This window comes from Ensifer sp. Root558 (genome assembly GCF_001427045.1).
GTDB lineage: Bacteria > Pseudomonadota > Alphaproteobacteria > Rhizobiales > Rhizobiaceae > Ensifer > Ensifer adhaerens.
In genome coordinates, this window is sequence record NZ_LMGC01000033.1 from 360,742 (window position 1) to 380,283 (window position 19,542).

Consider the following 19,542-nt stretch of genomic DNA (forward strand, 5'->3'; position numbering starts at 1 on the left):
ATGAACGACCGGGATACCCGGCAACCCAACTTCAGTCAGGAGGCGGACAGATCAGTCCGCGTGAGACCATGACAAGGCAAGAGGCCAACGAGCAATTCCAGCTCACTTCGTTTCTGGACGGCGCCAACGCCGCCTATATCGAGCAGCTCCATGCACGCTACGAGGCGGACCCGGCGTCCGTGTCGGCTGAATGGCAGGCCTTCTTCAAGGCGCTCGCCGACCGGCCGGAAGATGTGGTGAAGGCAGCCAAGGGCGCCTCCTGGAAAAAGAACAACTGGCCGATCCCGGCCAATGGCGAACTGGTCTCGGCGCTCGATGGCGACTGGGGCACGGTCGAGAAGGTCATCGAGAAGAAGGTCAAGGCGAAGGCCGAGGAAGCGGCGGCCGCCACCGGCACCGTCGCCAGCGCTGCCGACATCCACCAGGCGACGCGCGATTCCGTCCGCGCCATCATGATGATCCGCGCCTATCGCGCCCGCGGCCACCTGCATGCCAAGCTCGACCCGCTCGGCCTGGCTGCCCCGGTTGAAGACTACAACGAGCTTTCGCCCTCGAACTACGGTTTCGAGGACAAGGATCTCGACCGCAAGATCTTCATCGACAACGTGCTCGGTCTTGAATACGCGACCCTCCGTGAGATGGTCGAAATCCTCGAGCGCACCTACTGCTCGACGATCGGCGTCGAGTTCATGCACATGTCCAACCCGGAAGAGAAGGGCTGGATCCAGGAGCGCATCGAAGGTCCGGACAAGGGCGTCGACTTCACGCCTGAAGGCAAGAAGGCGATCCTGCAGAAGCTGATCGAGGCCGAAGGCTTCGAGCAGTTCATCGACGTCAAGTACAAGGGCACCAAGCGCTTCGGTCTCGACGGCGGTGAGTCGCTCATTCCGGCGCTCGAGCAGATCATCAAGCGCGGCGGCCAGGAAGGCCTCAAGGAAATCGTGCTCGGCATGGCCCATCGCGGCCGTCTGAACGTGCTTTCCCAGGTCATGGCAAAGCCGCACCGCGCCATCTTCCACGAGTTCAAGGGCGGCTCCTACGCGCCTGACGACGTCGAAGGTTCGGGCGACGTGAAGTACCACCTCGGTGCGTCTTCCGACCGCGAATTCGACGGCAACAAGGTTCACCTGTCGCTGACGGCAAACCCGTCGCACCTGGAAATCGTCAACCCTGTGGTCATGGGCAAGGCACGCGCCAAGCAGGACCAGATGGCGACCGTCTTTGAAGGCGACATCATTCCGCTGCGCGAACGCTCCAAGGTCATGCCGCTGCTGCTGCATGGTGACGCCGCTTTTGCCGGCCAGGGCGTGATTGCTGAAATCCTCGGGCTTTCCGGCCTGCGCGGTCACCGCGTTGCCGGTACGGTCCACTTCATCATCAACAACCAGATCGGCTTCACCACCAATCCGGCCTTCTCGCGCTCGTCGCCCTATCCGTCCGACGTCGCCAAGATGATCGAAGCGCCGATCTTCCACGTTAACGGCGACGATCCGGAAGCGGTTGTCTACGCGGCCAAGATCGCCACCGAATTCCGGATGAAGTTCCACAAGCCTGTCGTCATCGACATGTTCTGCTATCGCCGCTTCGGCCACAACGAAGGCGACGAGCCGGCGTTCACGCAGCCGAAGATGTACAAGGTCATCCGCGCCCACAGGACCGTCGTCCAGGTCTACTCCGACCGCCTGATCGCCGAAGGCCTGATTTCCGAAGGCGAAGTCGAGAAGATGAAGGCCGACTGGCGTGCGCATCTCGAACAGGAGTTCGAGGCCGGCCAGTCCTACAAGCCGAACAAGGCCGACTGGCTTGACGGTGTCTGGTCGGGCCTGCGCTCGGCCGACAACCAGGACGAACAGCGCCGCGGCAAGACCTCGGTGCCGATGAAGCAGTTGAAGGAAGTCGGCCGCAAAATCTCCGAGATCCCGGCTGGTTTCAGCGCGCACCGCACGATCCAGCGCTTCATGGAAAACCGCGCCAACATGATCCAGACCGGCGAGGGTGTCGACTGGGCCATGGCTGAGGCGCTCGCTTTCGGCACGCTGGTCACGGAAGGCACCAAGATCCGCCTGTCGGGTCAGGACTGCGAACGCGGCACCTTCTCGCAGCGCCACTCGGTGCTCTACGATCAGCAGTCGGAAGAGCGCTACATCCCGCTCGCAAACCTGTCGCCGACCCAGGCGCGCTACGAAGTCATCAACTCGATGCTTTCGGAAGAGGCAGTTCTCGGCTTCGAGTACGGCTACTCGCTCGCCCGTCCGAACGCGCTCACCCTCTGGGAAGCTCAGTTCGGCGACTTCGCCAACGGTGCGCAGGTCGTCTTCGACCAGTTCATCTCGTCGGGCGAACGCAAGTGGCTGCGCATGTCGGGTCTCGTCTGCCTGCTGCCGCACGGCTATGAAGGCCAGGGTCCGGAGCACTCGTCTGCTCGCCTGGAACGCTTCCTGCAGCTTTGCGCGGAAGACAACATGCAGGTCGCCAACGTCACGACGCCGGCGAACTACTTCCACATCCTGCGCCGCCAGGTGAAGCGCGACTTCCGCAAGCCGCTGATCCTGATGACGCCGAAGTCGCTGCTGCGTCACAAGCGTGCGATCTCCAGCCTGTCGGAAATGGCCGGCGAGAGCTCGTTCCACCGCCTGCTGTGGGACGATGCCGAGGTGATCAAGGACGGCCCGATCAAGCTGCAGAAGGACTCGAAGATCCGTCGCGTCGTGCTCTGCTCGGGCAAGGTCTACTACGACCTGCTCGAAGAACGCGAAAAGCGCGGCATCGACGACATCTACCTGCTGCGCGTCGAACAGCTCTATCCGTTCCCGGCCAAGGCGCTCATCAACGAGCTCAGCCGCTTCCGCAACGCGGAGATGGTCTGGTGCCAGGAAGAGCCGAAGAACATGGGCGCTTGGTCGTTCATCGACCCGTACCTCGAATGGGTTCTCGCCCATATCGACGCCAAGTATCAGCGCGTGCGCTACACCGGCCGTCCGGCTGCCGCATCGCCGGCGACCGGCCTGATGTCGAAGCACCTGGCGCAGCTTGCCGCCTTCCTCGAGGACGCGCTGGGGGGCTGATGCTCCCCACGCTCTGAGCCAATAGAAACAGATATCTGATCAACGGAACAAAAATCATGGCAACAGAAATCCGCGTTCCCACCCTTGGCGAATCCGTCAGCGAAGCGACCGTCGGCACCTGGTTCAAGAAGGTCGGCGACGCCATCAAGGCCGATGAACCCCTGCTCGAACTCGAAACCGACAAGGTGACGATCGAAGTTCCGGCTCCGGCCGCAGGCACGCTCTCTGAAATCGTCGCCCAGGCCGGCGAGACCGTCGGTCTCGGCGCGCTGCTCGGCCAGATCGCTGCAGGTGCCGCTGGCGCCGCAGCGGCCGCTCCGGCTGCTGCCGCCGAAAAGAAGGCCGAGCCGGCTGCTGCCGCTCCGGCTGCCCCGGCCGCTGCTGCAGCACCGGCTGCTTCGTCGATGCCGCCGGCACCGTCGGCTGGCAAGCTGCTTGCCGAAAACAACCTCTCGGCCGATCAGGTCGACGGCTCCGGCAAGCGTGGCCAGGTGCTGAAGGGCGACGTCCTTGCAGCCGTCGCCAAGGGCATCTCGACGCCGGCCGCTTCCGAGCCAGCCAAGGTCCAGGCCCGTGCGCCGTCGACGGCTGAAGACGTCGTTCGCGAAGAGCGCGTCAAGATGACCCGCCTGCGCCAGACGATTGCCCGTCGCCTCAAGGATGCGCAGAACACTGCCGCCATGCTCACCACCTACAACGAGGTGGACATGAGCGCCGTCATGTCGCTGCGCAACAAGTACAAGGACATCTTCGAGAAGAAGCACGGCGTGAAGCTCGGCTTCATGGGCTTCTTCACCAAGGCCGTCACCCACGCGCTGAAGGAAATCCCGGCTGTCAACGCCGAGATCGACGGCACCGACATCATCTACAAGAACTACTGCCACATCGGCGTCGCCGTCGGCACGGACAAGGGTCTTGTGGTTCCGATCGTTCGCGATGCCGACCAGATGTCGATCGCCGAGATCGAAAAGGACATCGGTCGCCTCGGCAAGGCTGCCCGTGACGGCGCGCTGTCGATGGCCGACATGCAGGGCGGCACCTTCACCATCTCCAACGGTGGCGTCTACGGTTCGCTGATGTCTTCGCCGATCCTCAACGCGCCTCAGTCGGGCATCCTCGGCATGCACAAGATCCAGGAGCGTCCGGTCGCCATCGGCGGCCAGGTCGTCATCCGCCCGATGATGTACCTCGCGCTCTCCTACGATCACCGCATCGTCGACGGCAAGGAAGCCGTGACCTTCCTCGTGCGCGTCAAGGAAAGCCTGGAAGATCCGGAACGCCTGGTTCTCGATCTCTGATATCCGGAAACAGCGGGGGCGTCCTTCATGCCCCCGCCGTTCGCCGTCCGCGATCACGCGCGGCGAAAACCGTCTCTGCGGCCTGGCCGGAGAGATTGGCCGTCAGGGCCGATGATGTCGATCCGAACCGCTCCTGCGATTGCGAGGGATGATGGAAGCCGCCGCAGCGTCGACTGAAATCTGGGTGCTTGGCTGGAGCGTGGTGTTCCTGATCGTGCACATCCTGGTGCAGGCGCTGTCGCTCGATCTCGCCGGCGATCTCGGTTTCAAATATCTGCTCGGCCCCCGCGACGAACAGCGCGTTTCGAAGAGCATCGTGGCAGGACGTTTGCTGCGGTCGCTTCGCAACATGCTGGAAACCTATCCGGCCTTCGTTGGGCTTGCGCTCGCCCTGGCGGTGACCGGCAAGACCGGCGGTCTCGGCGCCATCGGCGCAGTGACCTGGCTTCTGGCACGGCTGGCTTACACCGTTCTCTACGCGGCCGGCGTTCCCGTGCTGCGCACCCTCGTCTGGTTCGTGTCGATCATTGCGCTGTTGCTGATGGTCGTCCGGCTCATGGCATAGCATCCTGGCGACAAGGCAAGAGGAGACTGGCATGGCATTCGGACCCGACGTTCCGCCGATCCAGGCGCATATCTGCGTCAAGGACGGGCTTGCCGCCATCGCCTTTTACGCCAAGGCGCTCGGTGCGGTGAATACATTCCACGCGATGGCCGAGGACGGCAAACGCGTCATGCACGCCAATCTGGCGATCTACGGCGGCGAGGTGATGCTGCACGACGAATTCCCCGAATTCGGCGGCAGCGTGCTTTCGCCGAACACGATCGGCGGTACCGGCGTTGCGATCAGCATCAACCTGGCGAAGCCTGCCGATGTCGACGCAGCCTACGACAAGGCGGTGGCCGCCGGGGCATCGACAGTTCTGGAGCCGCAGGATACCTTCTGGCACGCACGCTACGCGCGCATCCAGGATCCCTTCGGCCACGTCTGGGCCTTCAACGCACCGGTCGCAAACCCATGAGCCAGTATTTCTTCGAACTCGCATCGCTGATGGCGATCTTCGCCTTCGCCATCGTCTCGCCCGGCGCAGACCTCGCGATGGTCATGCGCCAGTCGATCGTGCATGGCCGCCGTCCGGCGATCATCACGTCCTTCGGCATCGGCACGTCGCTGATGTTCCATGTGACCTACACGATCCTCGGCCTCGGCCTGATCATTTCGCAGTCGATCTATCTGTTCAACATCGTCAAATGGTGCGGCGTCGCTTACCTGATCTATATCGGCATCAAGGCGCTTCGCGCCGGCCAGACGGAGATCAACGTCGACCACACGGAAGGCAACCGGTCGATCAAGGGCCAGTCGGCGGCCAAGGCCTTCGGCCTCGGCTTTGCCGCCAACGCGCTCAACCCCAAGCCGGTGTTCTTCTTCCTGTCGATCTTCTCGACGGTCGTTCACGCCCATACGCCGATGATGATCAAGTTCGGCTACGGCCTTGTCATGGCGACCTGCCTGATCGCGTGGTTCGTCGGCGTCAGCCTGTTCATGACGACGCCGCGCATGCGTGCTGCGTTTACCCGCGCCAGCAAGTGGATCGACCGCGCCAGCGGCGTGGTCTTCATCGCGCTCGGCCTCAAGCTCGCGACGGAGAAGGCTGCCTGATCATGCGCTCCGGTCGTCTCCTTTCAGCCCTGTTCGGTCTTGCCTTTGCCGCGCCGGCGATTGCCGCCGACTGCAAGCAGTCGCACGCGATCTACGGCGACCGCGACGGAGCCTACGAGCTGCGTTTCGAACCGGTCGGCTCGGCAAGCGCCGCGACCAGCAACCACTTCAAGGTGGCGGTTCTCAAGCCCGGCCTGCTGCTCGATGGCGTCGTCATGCCGGCGGGCGAGCCGGAACGGGCGACCGGGCTGATCATGCACAATTGCCCCGAGGGGGATGCGACCGGCGAGGAACTGCGCGCCTGTACTGTGTGGCAGGGTGTCGTCTACGCGCTCGACAAGGCCGGCGCGATCAGCGAGATCCCGCAAGAGAGCGAGACGGCGGCCGAGCAACTGCTGCTTCCCGACTTCGGTCCGTCGCTTCGCGCTTCGACCGCCTGGGGCAAGGGCAAGGCCGAGGCCGACAGTTGGGATGCCTTCACGTTCAAGGGATGCGCCGCATGAGTGCGAGCCCTGTTCTTCTCGTGACCGGCGGCAGCCGCGGCATCGGTGCTGCAATCTGCCTTGGCGCTGCAAAAGCCGGCTGGCGGGTCGCTGTCAACTATGCGTCGAACCGCGATGCGGCCGATGCGGTTGTCGGCGCGATCGAGCGGGCTGGCGGCACGGCGATCGCAGTTCAGGGCGATGTCGGCTCCGAGGCGGATGTCCAAGCGATCTTTGCTGCCGTCGATTCGGCTTTCGGCCGGCTGGACGGGCTCGTCAACAATGCCGGCATCGTCGGACAGACGGCACGGGTCGACGAGATGTCGCCCGAGCGGCTTGAGCGCATGTTCCGCATCAACGTCACCGGCTCCATCCGCTGTGCAGCGGAAGCCGTCCGGCGCATGTCAACACGATACGGGCACCAGGGCGGTGTCATCGTCAACATCTCCTCGGTTGCCGCCACGCTTGGCTCGCCGGCGCAGTATGTCGATTACGCCGCCTCGAAAGGTGCGATCGACACCTTCACGACAGGGCTTTCGCGCGAGGTCGCGACCGAAGGCATTCGCGTCAACGCGATACGGCCCGGCATCATCGATACCGAGATCCACGCCTCCGGCGGCTTGCCGGACCGGGCGCGTGATCTCGCCTTCACCATACCCGTTCAGCGACCCGGCACGGCCGAGGAAGTCGCTGACGCGGTTCTCTACCTCCTGTCGGATAAGGCGACTTATGTGACGGGGGCAATTCTCAATGTCAGCGGCGGACGGTAACCGTCCTGAAGGAAGGATATTCTAATGGCTTATGATCTCATCGTTATCGGCAGCGGCCCCGGCGGCTATGTCTGCGCGATCAAGGCGGCCCAGCTCGGCCTGAAGGTCGGCGTCGTCGAAAAGCGCGCCACCTACGGCGGTACCTGCCTCAACATCGGCTGCATCCCGTCGAAGGCGCTGCTGCATGCTTCCGAGATGTTCCATCAGGTTGCCCACGGCGTCGACGCGCTCGGCGTCGAAGTCGCGGCACCGAAGCTGAACCTCGAAAAGATGATGGCCCACAAGGACGCGACCGTTAAGGCCAATGTCGACGGCGTCTCGTTCCTGTTCAAGAAGAACAAGATCGACGGCATCCAGGGCACCGGCAAGGTGCTCGGCCAGGGCAAGGTCTCCGTCACCAACGACAAGGGCGAGGAACAGATCCTCGAAACCAAGAACATCGTGATCGCCACCGGCTCCGACGTCGCTGGCATCCCGGGCGTCAAGGTCGATATCGACGAGAAGGTGATCATCTCGTCGACGGGCGGCATCGCGCTCGAGAAAGTTCCGGCCAACATGATCGTCGTCGGTGGCGGCGTCATCGGCCTCGAACTCGGCTCGGTCTGGGCCCGCCTCGGCGCCAAGGTCACCGTTGTCGAGTATCTCGACACGCTTCTCGGCGGCATGGATGGCGAGGTTGCCAAGCAGTTCCAGCGCATGCTCGCCAAGCAGGGCATGGACTTCAAGCTCGGCGCCAAGGTGACCGGCGTCGTCAAGGACGGCAAGGGCGCCAAGGTGACGTTCGAGCCGGTCAAGGGCGGTGACGCCCAGACGCTCGATGCCGATGTCGTGCTGATCGCCACCGGCCGCAAGCCCTACACCGACGGTCTTGGCCTTGCGGAAGCGGGCGTCGTCATGGACCAGCGCGGCCGCGTCGAGATCGACAATCACTTCCAGACAAGCGTCGCCGGCGTCTACGCGATCGGCGACGTCGTGCGCGGCCCGATGCTCGCCCACAAGGCGGAAGACGAAGGTGTTGCCGTTGCCGAGATCCTCGCCGGTCAGGCCGGCCACGTGAACTATGACGTCATCCCCGGCGTCGTCTACACCCAGCCGGAAGTCGCCTCCGTCGGCAAGACCGAGGAAGAACTGAAGGCGGCTGGCGTCGCCTACAAGGTCGGCAAGTTCCCATTCACGGCCAACGGCCGCGCGCGGGCGATGCAGGCGACCGACGGTTTCGTCAAGATTCTGGCTGACAAGGAAACCGACAAGGTGCTCGGCGGCCATATCGTCGGCTTCGGCGCCGGCGAGATGATCCACGAGATCGCGGTTCTGATGGAATTCGGCGGTTCGTCGGAAGACCTCGGCCGCACCTGCCACGCGCACCCGACCATGTCGGAAGCGGTCAAGGAAGCGGCACTTTCGACCTTCTTCAAGCCGATCCACATGTAAGGATCATGCAGGGGGCTGCGATCACGCGGCCCCCTGTTTCCGGCCGCGTTTCTGCGTGCCGGCTGGCCCTTGTGGCCATTGCTCACCTTATCGGCGTCAGCGCCCGCATTGCCGCTATCGGCGTTTCCGGTCGCCAAGCGACCGTATCATTCTTCTGAAGCAGACCTGAGGGCGTGGAAACGCTCCTCGAACTCGCGCCTCAGGCTGCGCCGGGCCTCGGCAGCGCGCTGCCGGCGTTTGCGGTCGGCCGTGTCGGTGACAAGGGTCGGAACCGGAGTCGGGCTGCCGTCGGCATCGACGGCGACCATGGTAAAATAGCAGGAATTGGTGTGGCGGCGCTCGCCGCTCCTGATGTTCTCGGCCTCGACCCGGATGCCGATTTCCATCGAGGTGCGGCCGGCATTGTTGACGGCTGCACGGAAGGTGACGAGCTCGCCGACATGGATCGGCTGGCGGAAGGTGACCTGGTCGACCGAGAGCGTCACGGCATATTGCTGAGAATAGCGCGAGGCACAGGAGAAGGCCACGCGATCGAGGAGATTGAGCAGCGCACCGCCATGGACCTTACCGCTGAAGTTCGCCATATCCGGCGTCATCAGTACGACCATCTCGAGTTCGCGTGTGTCGTAGCTGGTTTCCATTGTCCATCTCCAGATTTTGCAGCGTCCCGCCTGAGTTATGCAGCTTGCCGGAGCGAAGGGAAGGGGTGGAGGGCGGAGGATCTGGAAGAGGGGATGTGACGATTGGCCCGAGGGCTGCGACAAGCGGTCTTCTGTCCAGGCACGGGGGAGGGCGCGATCATGTCTGCAAGGACAGACGACGCGCGCGTCAGGAGGAAAGATGAAACCGAGAGCCGTGGCCATATCGTTGCCGAGCCGGCATCTACCGAATGCCGATTGGGCCGACCGCTTCGAGCTTGCCCTTGATGGCAAGGGCGTGACCGCGGCGGAAGCCGCCGAACGTTCGCTTGGCCGGTCGCCACGATGGGTCCGCATGTTGCTGCGCCTGCGCAACCGCATCGTCTCGATCATCGGCCTGAAGTCGGCGGCGCCGTCCAGCCGTCTGGGACTGATCGGGGCGTTTCCTGTCGTTTCGAAGAGTGATGACGAAGTGGTGCTCGGTTTCGATGACAAGCATCTCGATTTCCGCATCGTCGTCGATGTCCGGGCGGGGTCGGCGGTCAATCAGATCGTCGGCGTCACCACGCTTGTGCGCAGGCACAACACGCTCGGGCGGGTTTACCTCATGGCCGTCACGCCGTTTCACAAGGCGATCGTGCCGACACTTCTGGCGCGGGTGGCAGGTCCCGGCGGTTAAGTCCGGGGTTCAATTTTCAGTCCGGACAAAAGCAGGTCGAGATTGTCGCGTGCGCTGGTGAGGCGCATGGCCGGATCGTCCGCCTCGGCAATCCAGAGCGCCGCATCGGAGAGTGCGCCATTGATCAGCCGCGCCAATGTCTCGGCATTTCCCGGACGTACGACGCCCGCGGCGATCATCGCCGAAAGCCTGGTGGCAAGCGACGCGAGGCATTGGCGCCGGCTCGGTTCCAGCACGCTTGCGCCGAGTACGGCCGGCGCATCCTTCAACACGATCTGTCGGATTTCCGGTTCGAGCGCCATTTCCAGATACAGCCTGCAGCGGCGCACGAAACCGTCCCACGGGACCGGGGTCGCGGAGGCTGCGTCGAGCCGTGCGTCCATCTCGCCGTCCAGAGTCTCCACGACCGCACGCAGCAGGCCCTTCTTGTCGCCGAAATGATGATAGAGCGCGCCACGCGTGAGCCCGGCCAAGGCGGTGAAATCGTCCATCGAAGTCTCCGCATATCCGCGTTGCCTGAACGCTTCCCGGGCGGCGGCGATCAGCTTTGCCTTCGTTTCCGCGATCATGTCGCTGCGCGCGCGCCTTGTCATTTGCAGCTCCTCCTTTTGCATACGGTTCGTATGTTAATTGACATGCGAAGCGTATGTCAATATCACTGCCATACGCAGCGTATGTTAATGACGCGACGCTCAGACATGTATTGCAGGAGTTTTCATGGCCAATCCCTATGCACAGATCTTTGCTGCCAAAGGCACGGTGGGCTTCACCTTGGCGGGATTGGTGTCACGGTTGCCGTTGTCGATGATGGGCATCGGCATCATCACCATGCTGGCCCAGTCCCGCGGCAGCTACGGGCTGGCTGGCGGTGTGGCCGCCGCCTTCACGCTGGCCTCGGCGCTGCTGGCGCCGCAGGTTTCCCGGCTCGTCGATCGCTTCGGCCAGAGCCACGTCCTGCCGGTCGCCGCGGCACTCAGTCTTCTCGGCAGCTCGGCTCTCCTCGTCTTCACCCATTGGCGGGCGCCGGATTGGACACTCTTCGTCTTTGCCATTCTTGCCGGGTGCACGCCCAGCATGTCGGCGATGACCCGGGCGCGATGGACCGAGCTCTATCGCGGCCGTCCGGAGCTGAAGACCGCCTTTTCGCTCGAATCGGTCTTCGACGAGATCTGCTTCATCGTCGGGCCGCCGATCGCCGTGGGCTTAAGCGTCGGCCTGTTTCCCGAGGCCGGACCGCTGGCGGCTGCGGCATGCCTGGCCATCGGGGTCACCGCCTTCGTGCTGCAGAAAGGCACCGAGCCACCGGTCAAGCCGGCCGAGACGATGGCGCCCGGTTCGGTCCTTCGTTACCCGGCGCTGCGCGTGCTGATTGTCGCGCTTGCCGGCATGGGCATCATTGTCGGCACGATCGACGTGGTCAGCGTCGCCTTTGCCGAGGCCGAAGGGCGACCAGCGGCGGCGAGCCTCGTGCTCTCCCTCTATGCCCTCGGTTCCTGCATCGCCGGTCTGGCGTTCGGTGCGGTCCGGATCGGCCTGCCTTTGGCGAAGCTGTTCATGATCGGTGCGGGCATGACCGCCGCCAGCACATTGCCGCTGCTCTTTGCCGACGGGATCGGCAGCCTTGCGACGATGATGTTCATTTCGGGCGTGTTCTTTGCGCCGACGATGATCGTCGCCTTGAGCATCGGCGAAACCGCCGTGCCGCCGTCGAAGCTGACGGAAGGGCTGACCTGGCTGACCACCGGTCTCGGCATCGGTGTTGCGGCGGGCGCGGCGGTGTCAGGCGGCGTGGTCGCGCGCTTCGGCGTTCAGGCCGGCTTCACCATTGCGCTCGCCGCCGGGGCCTTGATCCTTGCCGCAGCGTTCTGGGGTTATCGCCGTCTGTCGTGGATCGAGAGTGATTCTACCACTGCGCGCGCGTCCGAGGTCGTTTCCCGTGCCGGTGCGCAAGGCTGAGAAGGGAGCGTCGTGCCGGCGGGCGCTCGCTGACGGCCGGCCCGTCAGTTGGCGCGCGTGACCGTAAAACCCTGGGCGCGAAGCAGTTCGACCAGACCTTCCTTGCCCGGCAGGTGCAGTGCGCCGACCGCCATGAAGGCGCCGCCGTCCTTGAGGATCGGTTCGGCGCGCGTCGCCATGGTTTTGTTGCGGTCGACGATGATGCGCTGCTCGAAATCGGCATAGCCGAAATCCTCGGCGCTCTTGTCCGAAACGGCTTTCATCATCGGCATGATCATGCCGGTGTCGCCTACGAGATAGAGATCGGTCATCGTCGCGAAGACGTCGTCGATGGTCTTGCCGAGCGCGAGCGTCTCGATGAGGGCGCGTAGATGCAGTTCAGTCGGCAGCGAGTCCATGGCGGCGAGCTGCTCGACCAGCGTTTCCAGCCCCTTCAGCCTCTTGCCCTGACTGACGGCATCCTCGGCGATCTTCTTGTCGAGGAAGGAGGCGCCTGCAGCCTTGCGGCTCATTTCGCAGGCGGGCAGCGCGACGAAGCTCGCGATCATCCAGGGCTTCATGCGGGAAACCAGGGTCAGCGGAATGCCGCGTGCCTTGAGGCCTGTTTCGAGCTGTTCGCGGTCGTCGGGCTTCAGGAAGTCGGCGATCGTCTTGTTGTCCGGAAGCATGGTGAGATCGGGCCGCATCAGGATCGCGGCGGCCGACTTCTTCTCGTCGATGATCTCGTCCGATTCGACGATGACGGTCGAGGCTGCCTCAAAGGCGGCGGGCGCCTCAGTCGGCAGGGCCAGCACGCGCGGATCGGTGACATGCATCGTGCCAAGCAGCCAGGACGGCGCGACACCGTCCTTCTCGATCTTCCAGAAGATGCCCTTGCTGTTCGGGATGGCGGCAGCTTCCGCTTCGAGTGCGGCCAGTTTCGTCGGGTCGGATTTTGCAAGCGCGGTCAGAACATTCGCGCCGCCACATTCGACCTCCGTGGCATCAGCCTCGGCGACGAAGACGAGAGCGACGAGGAGGCAGGCGGCGAGCATGACATGGAGCAGGGCGGCCAGCCAAAGTGCGCCATCGGCGAGCCGCGCAAGCAGGTGCCGCGGCAGGTTTTGCTGAGGTCTCGCAAAGGCGGTCATCGTTCTTCCCTGACAGTCGCATGGTCGATAGTCGACCCTAGGCCCGGGTCGGTCACGGCTTCCTTAACGGGCATGGTTAATCCGCTCTTTCGCCGAAAATCAGGCGCGCGGGTGGGCGCGGTCGTAGATTTCCAGAAGCCGAGCCGAATCGACGCCGGTATAGACCTGGGTGGTCGACAGGCTGGCATGGCCGAGCAGTTCCTGAATGGTCCTGAGATCGCCGCCGCCGGCCAGCAGATGGGTGGCGAAGGAGTGGCGCAGCGCATGCGGCGTTGCCGTCTCGGGCAGGCCGAGCGCCCCGCGCAGCTTCTGCATTTCGCGCTGGATGATCGCCGGCTGCAGCTTGGCGCCGCGCGCGCCCAGGAACAGCGGCGCATCGGCCGCGATCGGATAGGGGCAGAGCTTCAAGTAGGTGGCGACGGCCTCGCGCGCCGCTTCGATCAGCGGCACGATGCGGGTCTTGTCGCCCTTGCCGACGATGCGCAGCGACGAGGGCGCGCCGGCAAATGCTGACGGCGTGAGGCCGAGCGCCTCGGAAATGCGCAGGCCGCAGCCGTAGAGCAGGGTCAGCACCGCTGCGTTGCGCGCCGCGATCCAGGGTTCCTCGGCAAGTTGCGCCTCGGACGTCACGACATTCAGCGCTTCGCGATCGGTGAGCGGCTTCGGCAGGGATTTGGGCTGTTTGGGCGAACGCACCGCAGCCGCACCGGCCGCATTGGCAAGGCCGTTGCGTTCGAGATAGCGCAGGAAGGAGCGAAGCCCGGCCAGCCCGCGGCCGAGCGTGCGGGCGCCGGCGCCGCCCTTGCGACGCTGGGCGAGGAACCCGCGAAGGTCGGCCGGCCTCAGCGTGCGGATATCGGAAAGCCGTGGCGGCCCGGCGAGATGGCCGGTGAGAAATGTCAGGAATTGCCGGGTGTCGCGCTCATAGGCCTCGACGGTATTGTCGGAGAGGCGGCGCTCCCGCATGAGCCCGTCCAGCCAGCGCTGACGCTCGGCAAGTAGCTCGGGATGGCCGATGACGAGGAACTCGTTCATTGTCGTTTTCCTGAGTTTGTCGGTCCGCGACAATGCCCTGACGCATCTTAGGTTTTTGCTAATGCACCCTTGGAATCTGTCATCCTTCGATCATATAGAATTGCGATGGTCAGCCGCAAACAAACGGATCGGACTATGGCGGGACGGGATTCGGTGAACGGATTCGCGCATTTTGCAGAAGTAATCACCCTGGTCTCCCAGGGGCAGCCTGGCCACATCGTCGATACCCTGATCGCGGAGCGTGGCCAGCGGATCGTCAAGAGCCCGCTATGGCCGCTGATGCGGCCCTTTCTCTACACGTTGCTGAACTATCGCAAGGCGCACGAGTTCGCCGATGCCGTCGCCAATATGCCGGGATTCCAGGCCTTCGAGCACCTGAGCTCGCTGCTTTCGCTGGAGGTGCGGGTCGACCGGGCCGAGCGCATTCCCGCCAAGGGCGGCTTCCTGCTCGTCAGCAACCACCCGACCGGCATTGCCGATGGGATCGCCGTTTTCGACCTCTTGAAGAGCCGGCGGCCGGACATGATGTTCTTCGCCAATCGCGACGCCATCCGCGTCAATCCGCGCTTCGTCGAAATGGTCATCCCGGTCGAATGGCGCGAGGAACACAAGAGCAAGCTGAAGGCGCGTGAGACGCTGCAGGTGACCAACCGGGCGATCGGCGAGGGTAAGGCGACGGTGCTCTTCCCCTCGGGACGCATCGCCTACTGGGCCGAAGGATGTCTCAACGAGCGGCCATGGAAGACATCGGCCGTGGGCTTTGCGCGCAAATACGGCCTGCCGATCCTGCCGGTGCATATGAGCGCCCGCAATTCCGGCCTGTTCTACTGGTTCGCCAAATGGTCGACCGAGCTGCGCGACATGACCGTGTTCCACGAACTGCTGAACAAGAAGGGCGATCTTTTCGACTTTCGCATCGGCAACCTCATCCCGCCGGAGGCGCTGGAAGGTGAAACGGGCGAGGTGACGAAGGCGCTCGAACGACACACGGTCTTCGATCTGGCGCTGGATGCCGACGCGGCCTTCAAGCCCCGGCTGCAAACGGCGGCCGCGCTCTAGCGACTGTCGTGGCTTACGGAAACGCTGGCGGGCTTCACCCCGCGCGGCGGATCGGCTAGGTCTGAGCCATGCAGCTTCAATCCATGTTTGCCGAAAACTACCGTTCGCTGAGGTCGATCCGCATGGATCTGACCGGGGTCAACCTGTTCATCGGCGAAAACGGCGTCGGCAAGTCCAATCTCTACCGGGCGCTTCAACTCGTGCAAGCCGCCACGCGGGGCACTTTGGCGCGCGAGATTGCCGAAGAGGGCGGAATGTCGTCGGCGCTCTGGAGCGGCCGCCGGCGTGCCGACAAGCCGGCGCGCATAAGGCTCGAAACCGAGCTTCTGGACGAGGAGCGGGCCATCACCTTCCGCTACCGCATCGAGGCCGGGCTGCGTCCGCCGAAGGCTGCGGCCGGGTTCGCCTATGAGCCACAGGTCAAGGAAGAGGAACTGACGGTCGAAACCGGCCGCCGCCCGGTGACGATGATGAAACGCGTGGGCCCCGGCATCTTCGTGCGCGGCGAACGCGGGCGGATGGAGGATTATCCGGAGCAGGCGCTGACGTCCGAAACGGCGATCTCGCTGCTCGGCGATGCCGGCCATTATCCGGAGGTCGGCACCTTCCGCCGAGCGGTCGAGCAGTGGCGCTTCTTTCACGGCTTCCGCACCGATCGCGATTCGCCGTTGCGGCTGCCCTGCCTTGCGGTGACCGCGCCGATGCTCGACGAGACCGGCGTCAATATGGCGGCCGTCTTTGCAACGCTCCGCCACACGCGCGAGGACACGGTCGATCTCGACCGGGCCATTGCCGATGCGTTCGGCGGCGCTTACCTCGATGTTCCCGAACCTGGCCAGTTCGCCGAATTTTCGCTGGTCTTTCCGGATTTTCCCAACAGACCGTTTTCGCCGCGCGAGCTTTCCGACGGCCAGATGCGTTTTCTGGCGCTGGCGGCCGCACTGCTTTCCTATCGCCGGCCGCGCTTCATCGCGCTCAACGAACCGGAGACGAGCCTGCACCCGGACATGCTGCCGGCGCTTGCCGACATGATCGCCAGCGCGTCGCGCGAAAGCCAGATCTGGATCGTCACCCATTCGGAGCGGCTGGCGCAGGAAGTGCGTCAACGCTCGGGCATTCGTCCGCGGCGAGTGATCCGCAAGGACAGCGCCACCTGGATCGACGGCATGCGGCTGACAGGGCTGATGGACGATGACGAGTAGGCAACAAAAAAGCCCGGCGCGGTGGCCGGGCTCTTTCTGAACTTTCCTGAAAGTATCAGGCGATCTTCTGGCCGGTCTTGGCCCAGTCGGCCAGGAAGGTTTCGAGGCCCTTGTCGGTCAGCGGGTGCTTGACCAGCGCCTTCAGCGTTGCCGGCGGTGCGGTGACGACGTCCGCGCCGATGAGGGCGGCTTCCTTGACGTGGTTCACGGTGCGGATCGAAGCTGCAAGGATTTCGGTCTCGTAGCCGTAGTTGTCGTAGATGTGGCGGATCTCGCGGATCAGGTCCATGCCGTCAAACGCGATGTCGTCGAGGCGGCCGACGAAAGGCGAGACGAAGGTCGCGCCGGCCTTGGCGGCGAGCAGCGCCTGGTTGGCCGAGAAGCACAGCGTCACGTTGGTCTGATGACCGTCAGACGTCAGCGCCTTGCAGGCCTTGAGGCCGTCGAGCGTCAGCGGCAGCTTGATGCAGATGTTGTCGGCGATCTTCGAGAGAACGGCGGCTTCCTTCATCATCTCGGCGTATTCGGTTGCGGTCACTTCAGCCGAAACCGGGCCTTCGACGATGCCGCAGATTTCCTTGGTGACTTCCGTGATGTCACGGCCCGACTTCAGGATCAGCGACGGGTTGGTGGTGACGCCATCGAGAAGGCCGAGATCGTTCAGCTCACGGATTTCCTTGACGTCGGCGGTATCAACGAAAAATTTCATGGGGTCACTCCCTTGGGGCACGATTGCCGTTCGGCGCATATCTACCGGGGAGGAATTCCGTTGGCAGAGATCGCGCGCGTTGAAACTCTGGTGGAACCGTGACAAACCCTGCGGCCTGCAAGGCTGCGGTTCGCAGCGCAGTTTTCTTTAACCGAAACACGTGGCAAGGTCACGGCAAAATGACTCGCGATTCAACCGATTTATTCGGCGATTTGCTCGGGCCCGTTTCGGCCCGTCGCGTCGTGCCGGTCCTGGTGCCCTTGCCGGCGCCGAAAGCCTATTCCTATGCGGTTCCCGACGGCATGGCGGTCGAACCGGGCTCGATCGTGCAGGTGCCTCTGGGCCCCCGTCTCGTCGTCGGCGTGGTCTGGGATGGCGATGATGACGGGAGCGTCGATGCCAAGAAACTTAAGACGATCGAGAAGGCTTTCGACTGCCCGCCGCTGACGCGCGACATGCGGACCTTTCTCGATTGGGTGGCCGCCTATACCGTCACGCCGCCGGGGCTGGTGGCGCGTATGGCGCTCCGCGCACCGGCGGCGTTCGATCCTGAACCGATGGTGGAGGCACTGCGTCTCACCGAGATGCGGCCGGAGCGCATGACGGCTGCGCGCGAGCGCGTAATCGCTGCCGCCAGTGACGGTTTTTCCTGGACGCGCTCGGGGCTGGCGCATGCCGCCGGCACGTCGTCGAGTGTGATCGAAGGGCTAACCCAGCAAGGCGTATTCGAGACCGTCTTCATGGCGCCGCCGCCTGTCGTCGCCTTGCCAGATCCCGATTTCACCGCGCCCCGGCTCGAAGGCCCGCAGAAGGATGCGGCCGCCGATCTGCTGGCAGCGGTAGAGGAGGGCGGCTTCTCGGTGTCGCTCATCGACGGCATCACCGGATCCGGCAAGACCGAGGTCTATTTCGAGGCGATCGCTGCGACCCTTCGCGCCGGCAAGCAGGTGCTGATCCTGCTTCCCGAAATCGCGCTGACGTCGAGCTTCCTCGAGCGCTTCCAGGATCGTTTTGGCGCCAAGCCCGCCGAGTGGCATTCGGACTTGGCTCCCCGCACCCGCGAAAAGGTCTGGCGCCAGGTGACGACAGGCACCGTCCGCGTCGTGGCCGGCGCCCGCTCGGCGCTGTTCCTGCCCTTCGAGGAACTGGGCCTCATCATCGTCGACGAAGAGCACGACCCCGCCTACAAGCAGGAAGATCGCGTCTTCTACAATGCGCGCGACATGGCGGTCGTTCGTGGTCGCATCACCGGCTTTCCCGTCGTGCTCGTCTCGGCGACGCCGTCGCTCGAAAGCCGGGTCAATGGCGATGTCGGCCGTTACAAGCCGATCCACCTGCCGACCCGTTTCGGCGATGCGGCGCTGCCGCGGCTCGGCGTCGTCGACATGCGTCAGCACCCGCCGGCACGCGGCGGCTTTCTGTCGCCGGTGCTCTTGAACCAGGTCGGCAAGGCGGTCGAGCGTGGCGAACAGGCGTTGCTCTTCCTCAATCGTCGCGGCTACGCACCGCTGACGCTCTGCCGCGTCTGCGGCCATCGCTTCCAGTGCCCGGATTGTTCGAGCTGGCTCGTCGAGCATCGCTTCCGCGGGCAGATCCAGTGCCACCAGTGCGGCTACTCCGAGCGCACGCCGGAAGCCTGCCCGGAATGCGGCACGCTCGATCATCTGGTGGCCTGCGGGCCGGGGGTCGAGCGCATCGCCGAAGAGGTGGAGCGGCATTTCCCCGAGGCGCGCACCATCGTGCTTTCTTCCGACCTGATGGGCGTCAAACGGTTGAGGCTGGAGCTTGAAGCCATCACGCGTGGCGAAGCCGATATCGTCATCGGCACGCAACTCGTCGCCAAGGGACATAACTTCCCCCTGATGACACTGGTCGGCATTGTCGATGCGGATCTGGGTCTTGCGAACGGCGATCCGCGTGCGGCGGAGCGGACCTTCCAGCTGCTCTCGCAGGTGACGGGTCGTGCGGGCCGAACGGGTCTCAAAAGCCTCGGCTTGCTGCAGACCTATCAGCCGCAGCATCCGGTGATGCAGGCGATCGTTTCCGGCGATGCCGACGCCTTCTACGACCGCGAGATCGCCGAGCGCGAGAAAGCGCTGCTGCCGCCTTTTGGCCGGCTTGCCTCGCTGATTGTTTCGGCCGACACGCGCCAGGATGCCGAGGGCCACGCGCGCGGCTTGCGGATGGCCGCCCCCCGCACCGAGGGTATCAGTATTCTCGGTCCGGCCGAGGCGCCGCTGGCGCTGGTGCGCGGGCGGCATCGCTTCCGGCTGCTGGTGCATGGCCGGCGTAACAGCGACATGCAGGCCTTCGTCAAGGCGATGATCGCCGCCGGTCCCAAGGAGCGCGGCTCGATCAGCGTCCAGCTCGACATCGATCCGCAGAGCTTCCTGTAGTTCAAGTTTCCTGTGATCGCCGCATTCTGAAG

Annotated in this window: 18 protein-coding genes; 13 read left to right on the top strand and 5 right to left on the bottom strand. The window is 64.2% G+C overall.

Annotated elements, in window-relative coordinates; genetic code table 11:
* Positions 1-68: 68 nt before the first annotated feature.
* The 8 genes from ASD63_RS25695 (at position 69) to lpdA (ending at position 8,706) form a co-directional block, all read left to right on the top strand.
* Positions 69-3,065 (top strand): 2-oxoglutarate dehydrogenase E1 component, encoded by a 2,997-nt coding sequence (locus tag ASD63_RS25695; RefSeq protein ID WP_034802556.1) that lies wholly within the window; start codon positions 69-71, stop codon positions 3,063-3,065.
* 56 nt (positions 3,066-3,121) lie between these two features.
* Positions 3,122-4,363: a 2-oxoglutarate dehydrogenase complex dihydrolipoyllysine-residue succinyltransferase gene (gene odhB, locus ASD63_RS25700; RefSeq protein ID WP_034802554.1), complete on the top strand. Its 1,242-nt coding sequence runs from the start codon at positions 3,122-3,124 to the stop codon at positions 4,361-4,363.
* Positions 4,364-4,514: 151 nt separating this feature from the next.
* Positions 4,515-4,928 carry an MAPEG family protein gene (locus tag ASD63_RS25705; RefSeq protein WP_060521399.1) on the top strand — a complete coding sequence of 138 codons (414 nt, stop codon included), beginning with the start codon at positions 4,515-4,517 and terminating at the stop codon, positions 4,926-4,928.
* A 31-nt stretch (positions 4,929-4,959) separates the two neighbouring features.
* Entirely contained in the window at positions 4,960-5,385 is a 426-nt protein-coding gene (locus ASD63_RS25710) for a VOC family protein (RefSeq protein ID WP_034802552.1), read from the top strand.
* Positions 5,382-6,023, top strand: a complete 642-nt coding sequence (locus ASD63_RS25715) for a LysE family translocator (protein ID WP_034802549.1) — start codon at positions 5,382-5,384, stop codon at positions 6,021-6,023. The genes ASD63_RS25710 and ASD63_RS25715 overlap by 4 nt, the downstream gene beginning before the upstream one ends.
* Positions 6,024-6,025: 2 nt before the next feature.
* Positions 6,026-6,526, top strand: coding sequence for a hypothetical protein (locus ASD63_RS25720; protein WP_034802547.1), 501 nt, complete (start codon positions 6,026-6,028; stop codon positions 6,524-6,526).
* Positions 6,523-7,275 carry an SDR family oxidoreductase gene (locus ASD63_RS25725; protein ID WP_034803090.1) on the top strand — a complete coding sequence of 251 codons (753 nt, stop codon included), beginning with the start codon at positions 6,523-6,525 and terminating at the stop codon, positions 7,273-7,275. The genes ASD63_RS25720 and ASD63_RS25725 overlap by 4 nt, the downstream gene beginning before the upstream one ends.
* A gap of 24 nt (positions 7,276-7,299) precedes the next feature.
* A complete protein-coding gene (lpdA, locus tag ASD63_RS25730) occupies positions 7,300-8,706 on the top strand; it encodes a dihydrolipoyl dehydrogenase (protein ID WP_034802544.1) in 1,407 nt (468 codons plus the stop codon).
* 146 nt (positions 8,707-8,852) lie between these two features.
* Here the strand turns inward: lpdA and ASD63_RS25735 are convergent, their stop codons facing one another.
* Positions 8,853-9,347, bottom strand: a complete 495-nt coding sequence (locus ASD63_RS25735) for an acyl-CoA thioesterase (protein WP_034802542.1) — start codon at positions 9,345-9,347, stop codon at positions 8,853-8,855.
* A gap of 199 nt (positions 9,348-9,546) precedes the next feature.
* On the opposite strand from ASD63_RS25735, the gene ASD63_RS25740 reads away from it, so the two are divergent.
* A complete protein-coding gene (locus ASD63_RS25740) occupies positions 9,547-10,023 on the top strand; it encodes a DUF2867 domain-containing protein (protein ID WP_034802540.1) in 477 nt (158 codons plus the stop codon).
* Here the strand turns inward: ASD63_RS25740 and ASD63_RS25745 are convergent.
* Complete coding sequence (locus ASD63_RS25745; protein WP_034802538.1) at positions 10,020-10,616, bottom strand: TetR/AcrR family transcriptional regulator; 597 nt, start codon at positions 10,614-10,616, stop codon at positions 10,020-10,022. The genes ASD63_RS25740 and ASD63_RS25745 overlap by 4 nt on opposite strands.
* 124 nt (positions 10,617-10,740) lie before the next feature.
* Here ASD63_RS25745 and ASD63_RS25750 point away from each other — a divergent pair, with 124 nt between their 5' ends.
* On the top strand, positions 10,741-11,979 hold the full coding sequence (locus tag ASD63_RS25750) for an MFS transporter (RefSeq protein WP_034802536.1): 1,239 nt from the start codon (positions 10,741-10,743) through the stop codon (positions 11,977-11,979).
* A 44-nt stretch (positions 11,980-12,023) separates the two neighbouring features.
* Here ASD63_RS25750 and ASD63_RS25755 read toward each other — a convergent pair whose 3' ends face one another.
* Together ASD63_RS25755 and ASD63_RS25760 are read right to left on the bottom strand one after the other, a co-directional pair.
* Positions 12,024-13,109, bottom strand: coding sequence for a TraB/GumN family protein (locus ASD63_RS25755; RefSeq protein WP_034802533.1), 1,086 nt, complete (start codon positions 13,107-13,109; stop codon positions 12,024-12,026).
* Positions 13,110-13,208: 99 nt separating this feature from the next.
* On the bottom strand, positions 13,209-14,144 hold the full coding sequence (locus ASD63_RS25760; RefSeq protein ID WP_034802532.1) for a tyrosine recombinase XerC: 936 nt from the start codon (positions 14,142-14,144) through the stop codon (positions 13,209-13,211).
* 135 nt (positions 14,145-14,279) lie between these two features.
* Here ASD63_RS25760 and ASD63_RS25765 point away from each other — a divergent pair, with 135 nt between their 5' ends.
* Entirely contained in the window at positions 14,280-15,203 is a 924-nt protein-coding gene (locus ASD63_RS25765) for a GNAT family N-acetyltransferase (RefSeq protein ID WP_034802530.1), read from the top strand.
* Between the two features lie 68 nt (positions 15,204-15,271).
* Positions 15,272-16,405 (top strand): AAA family ATPase, encoded by a 1,134-nt coding sequence (locus tag ASD63_RS25770; protein ID WP_034802522.1) that lies wholly within the window; start codon positions 15,272-15,274, stop codon positions 16,403-16,405.
* Between the two features lie 55 nt (positions 16,406-16,460).
* Here ASD63_RS25770 and fsa read toward each other — a convergent pair whose 3' ends face one another.
* Complete coding sequence (fsa, locus tag ASD63_RS25775) at positions 16,461-17,114, bottom strand: fructose-6-phosphate aldolase (RefSeq protein WP_034802519.1); 654 nt, start codon at positions 17,112-17,114, stop codon at positions 16,461-16,463.
* A 179-nt stretch (positions 17,115-17,293) separates the two neighbouring features.
* Here fsa and ASD63_RS25780 point away from each other — a divergent pair, with 179 nt between their 5' ends.
* The gene (locus ASD63_RS25780; RefSeq protein ID WP_034802515.1) at positions 17,294-19,510 is read left to right on the top strand and encodes a primosomal protein N'; all 2,217 of its coding nucleotides are present in this window, start codon (positions 17,294-17,296) and stop codon (positions 19,508-19,510) included.
* Positions 19,511-19,542: the final 32 nt, after the last annotated feature.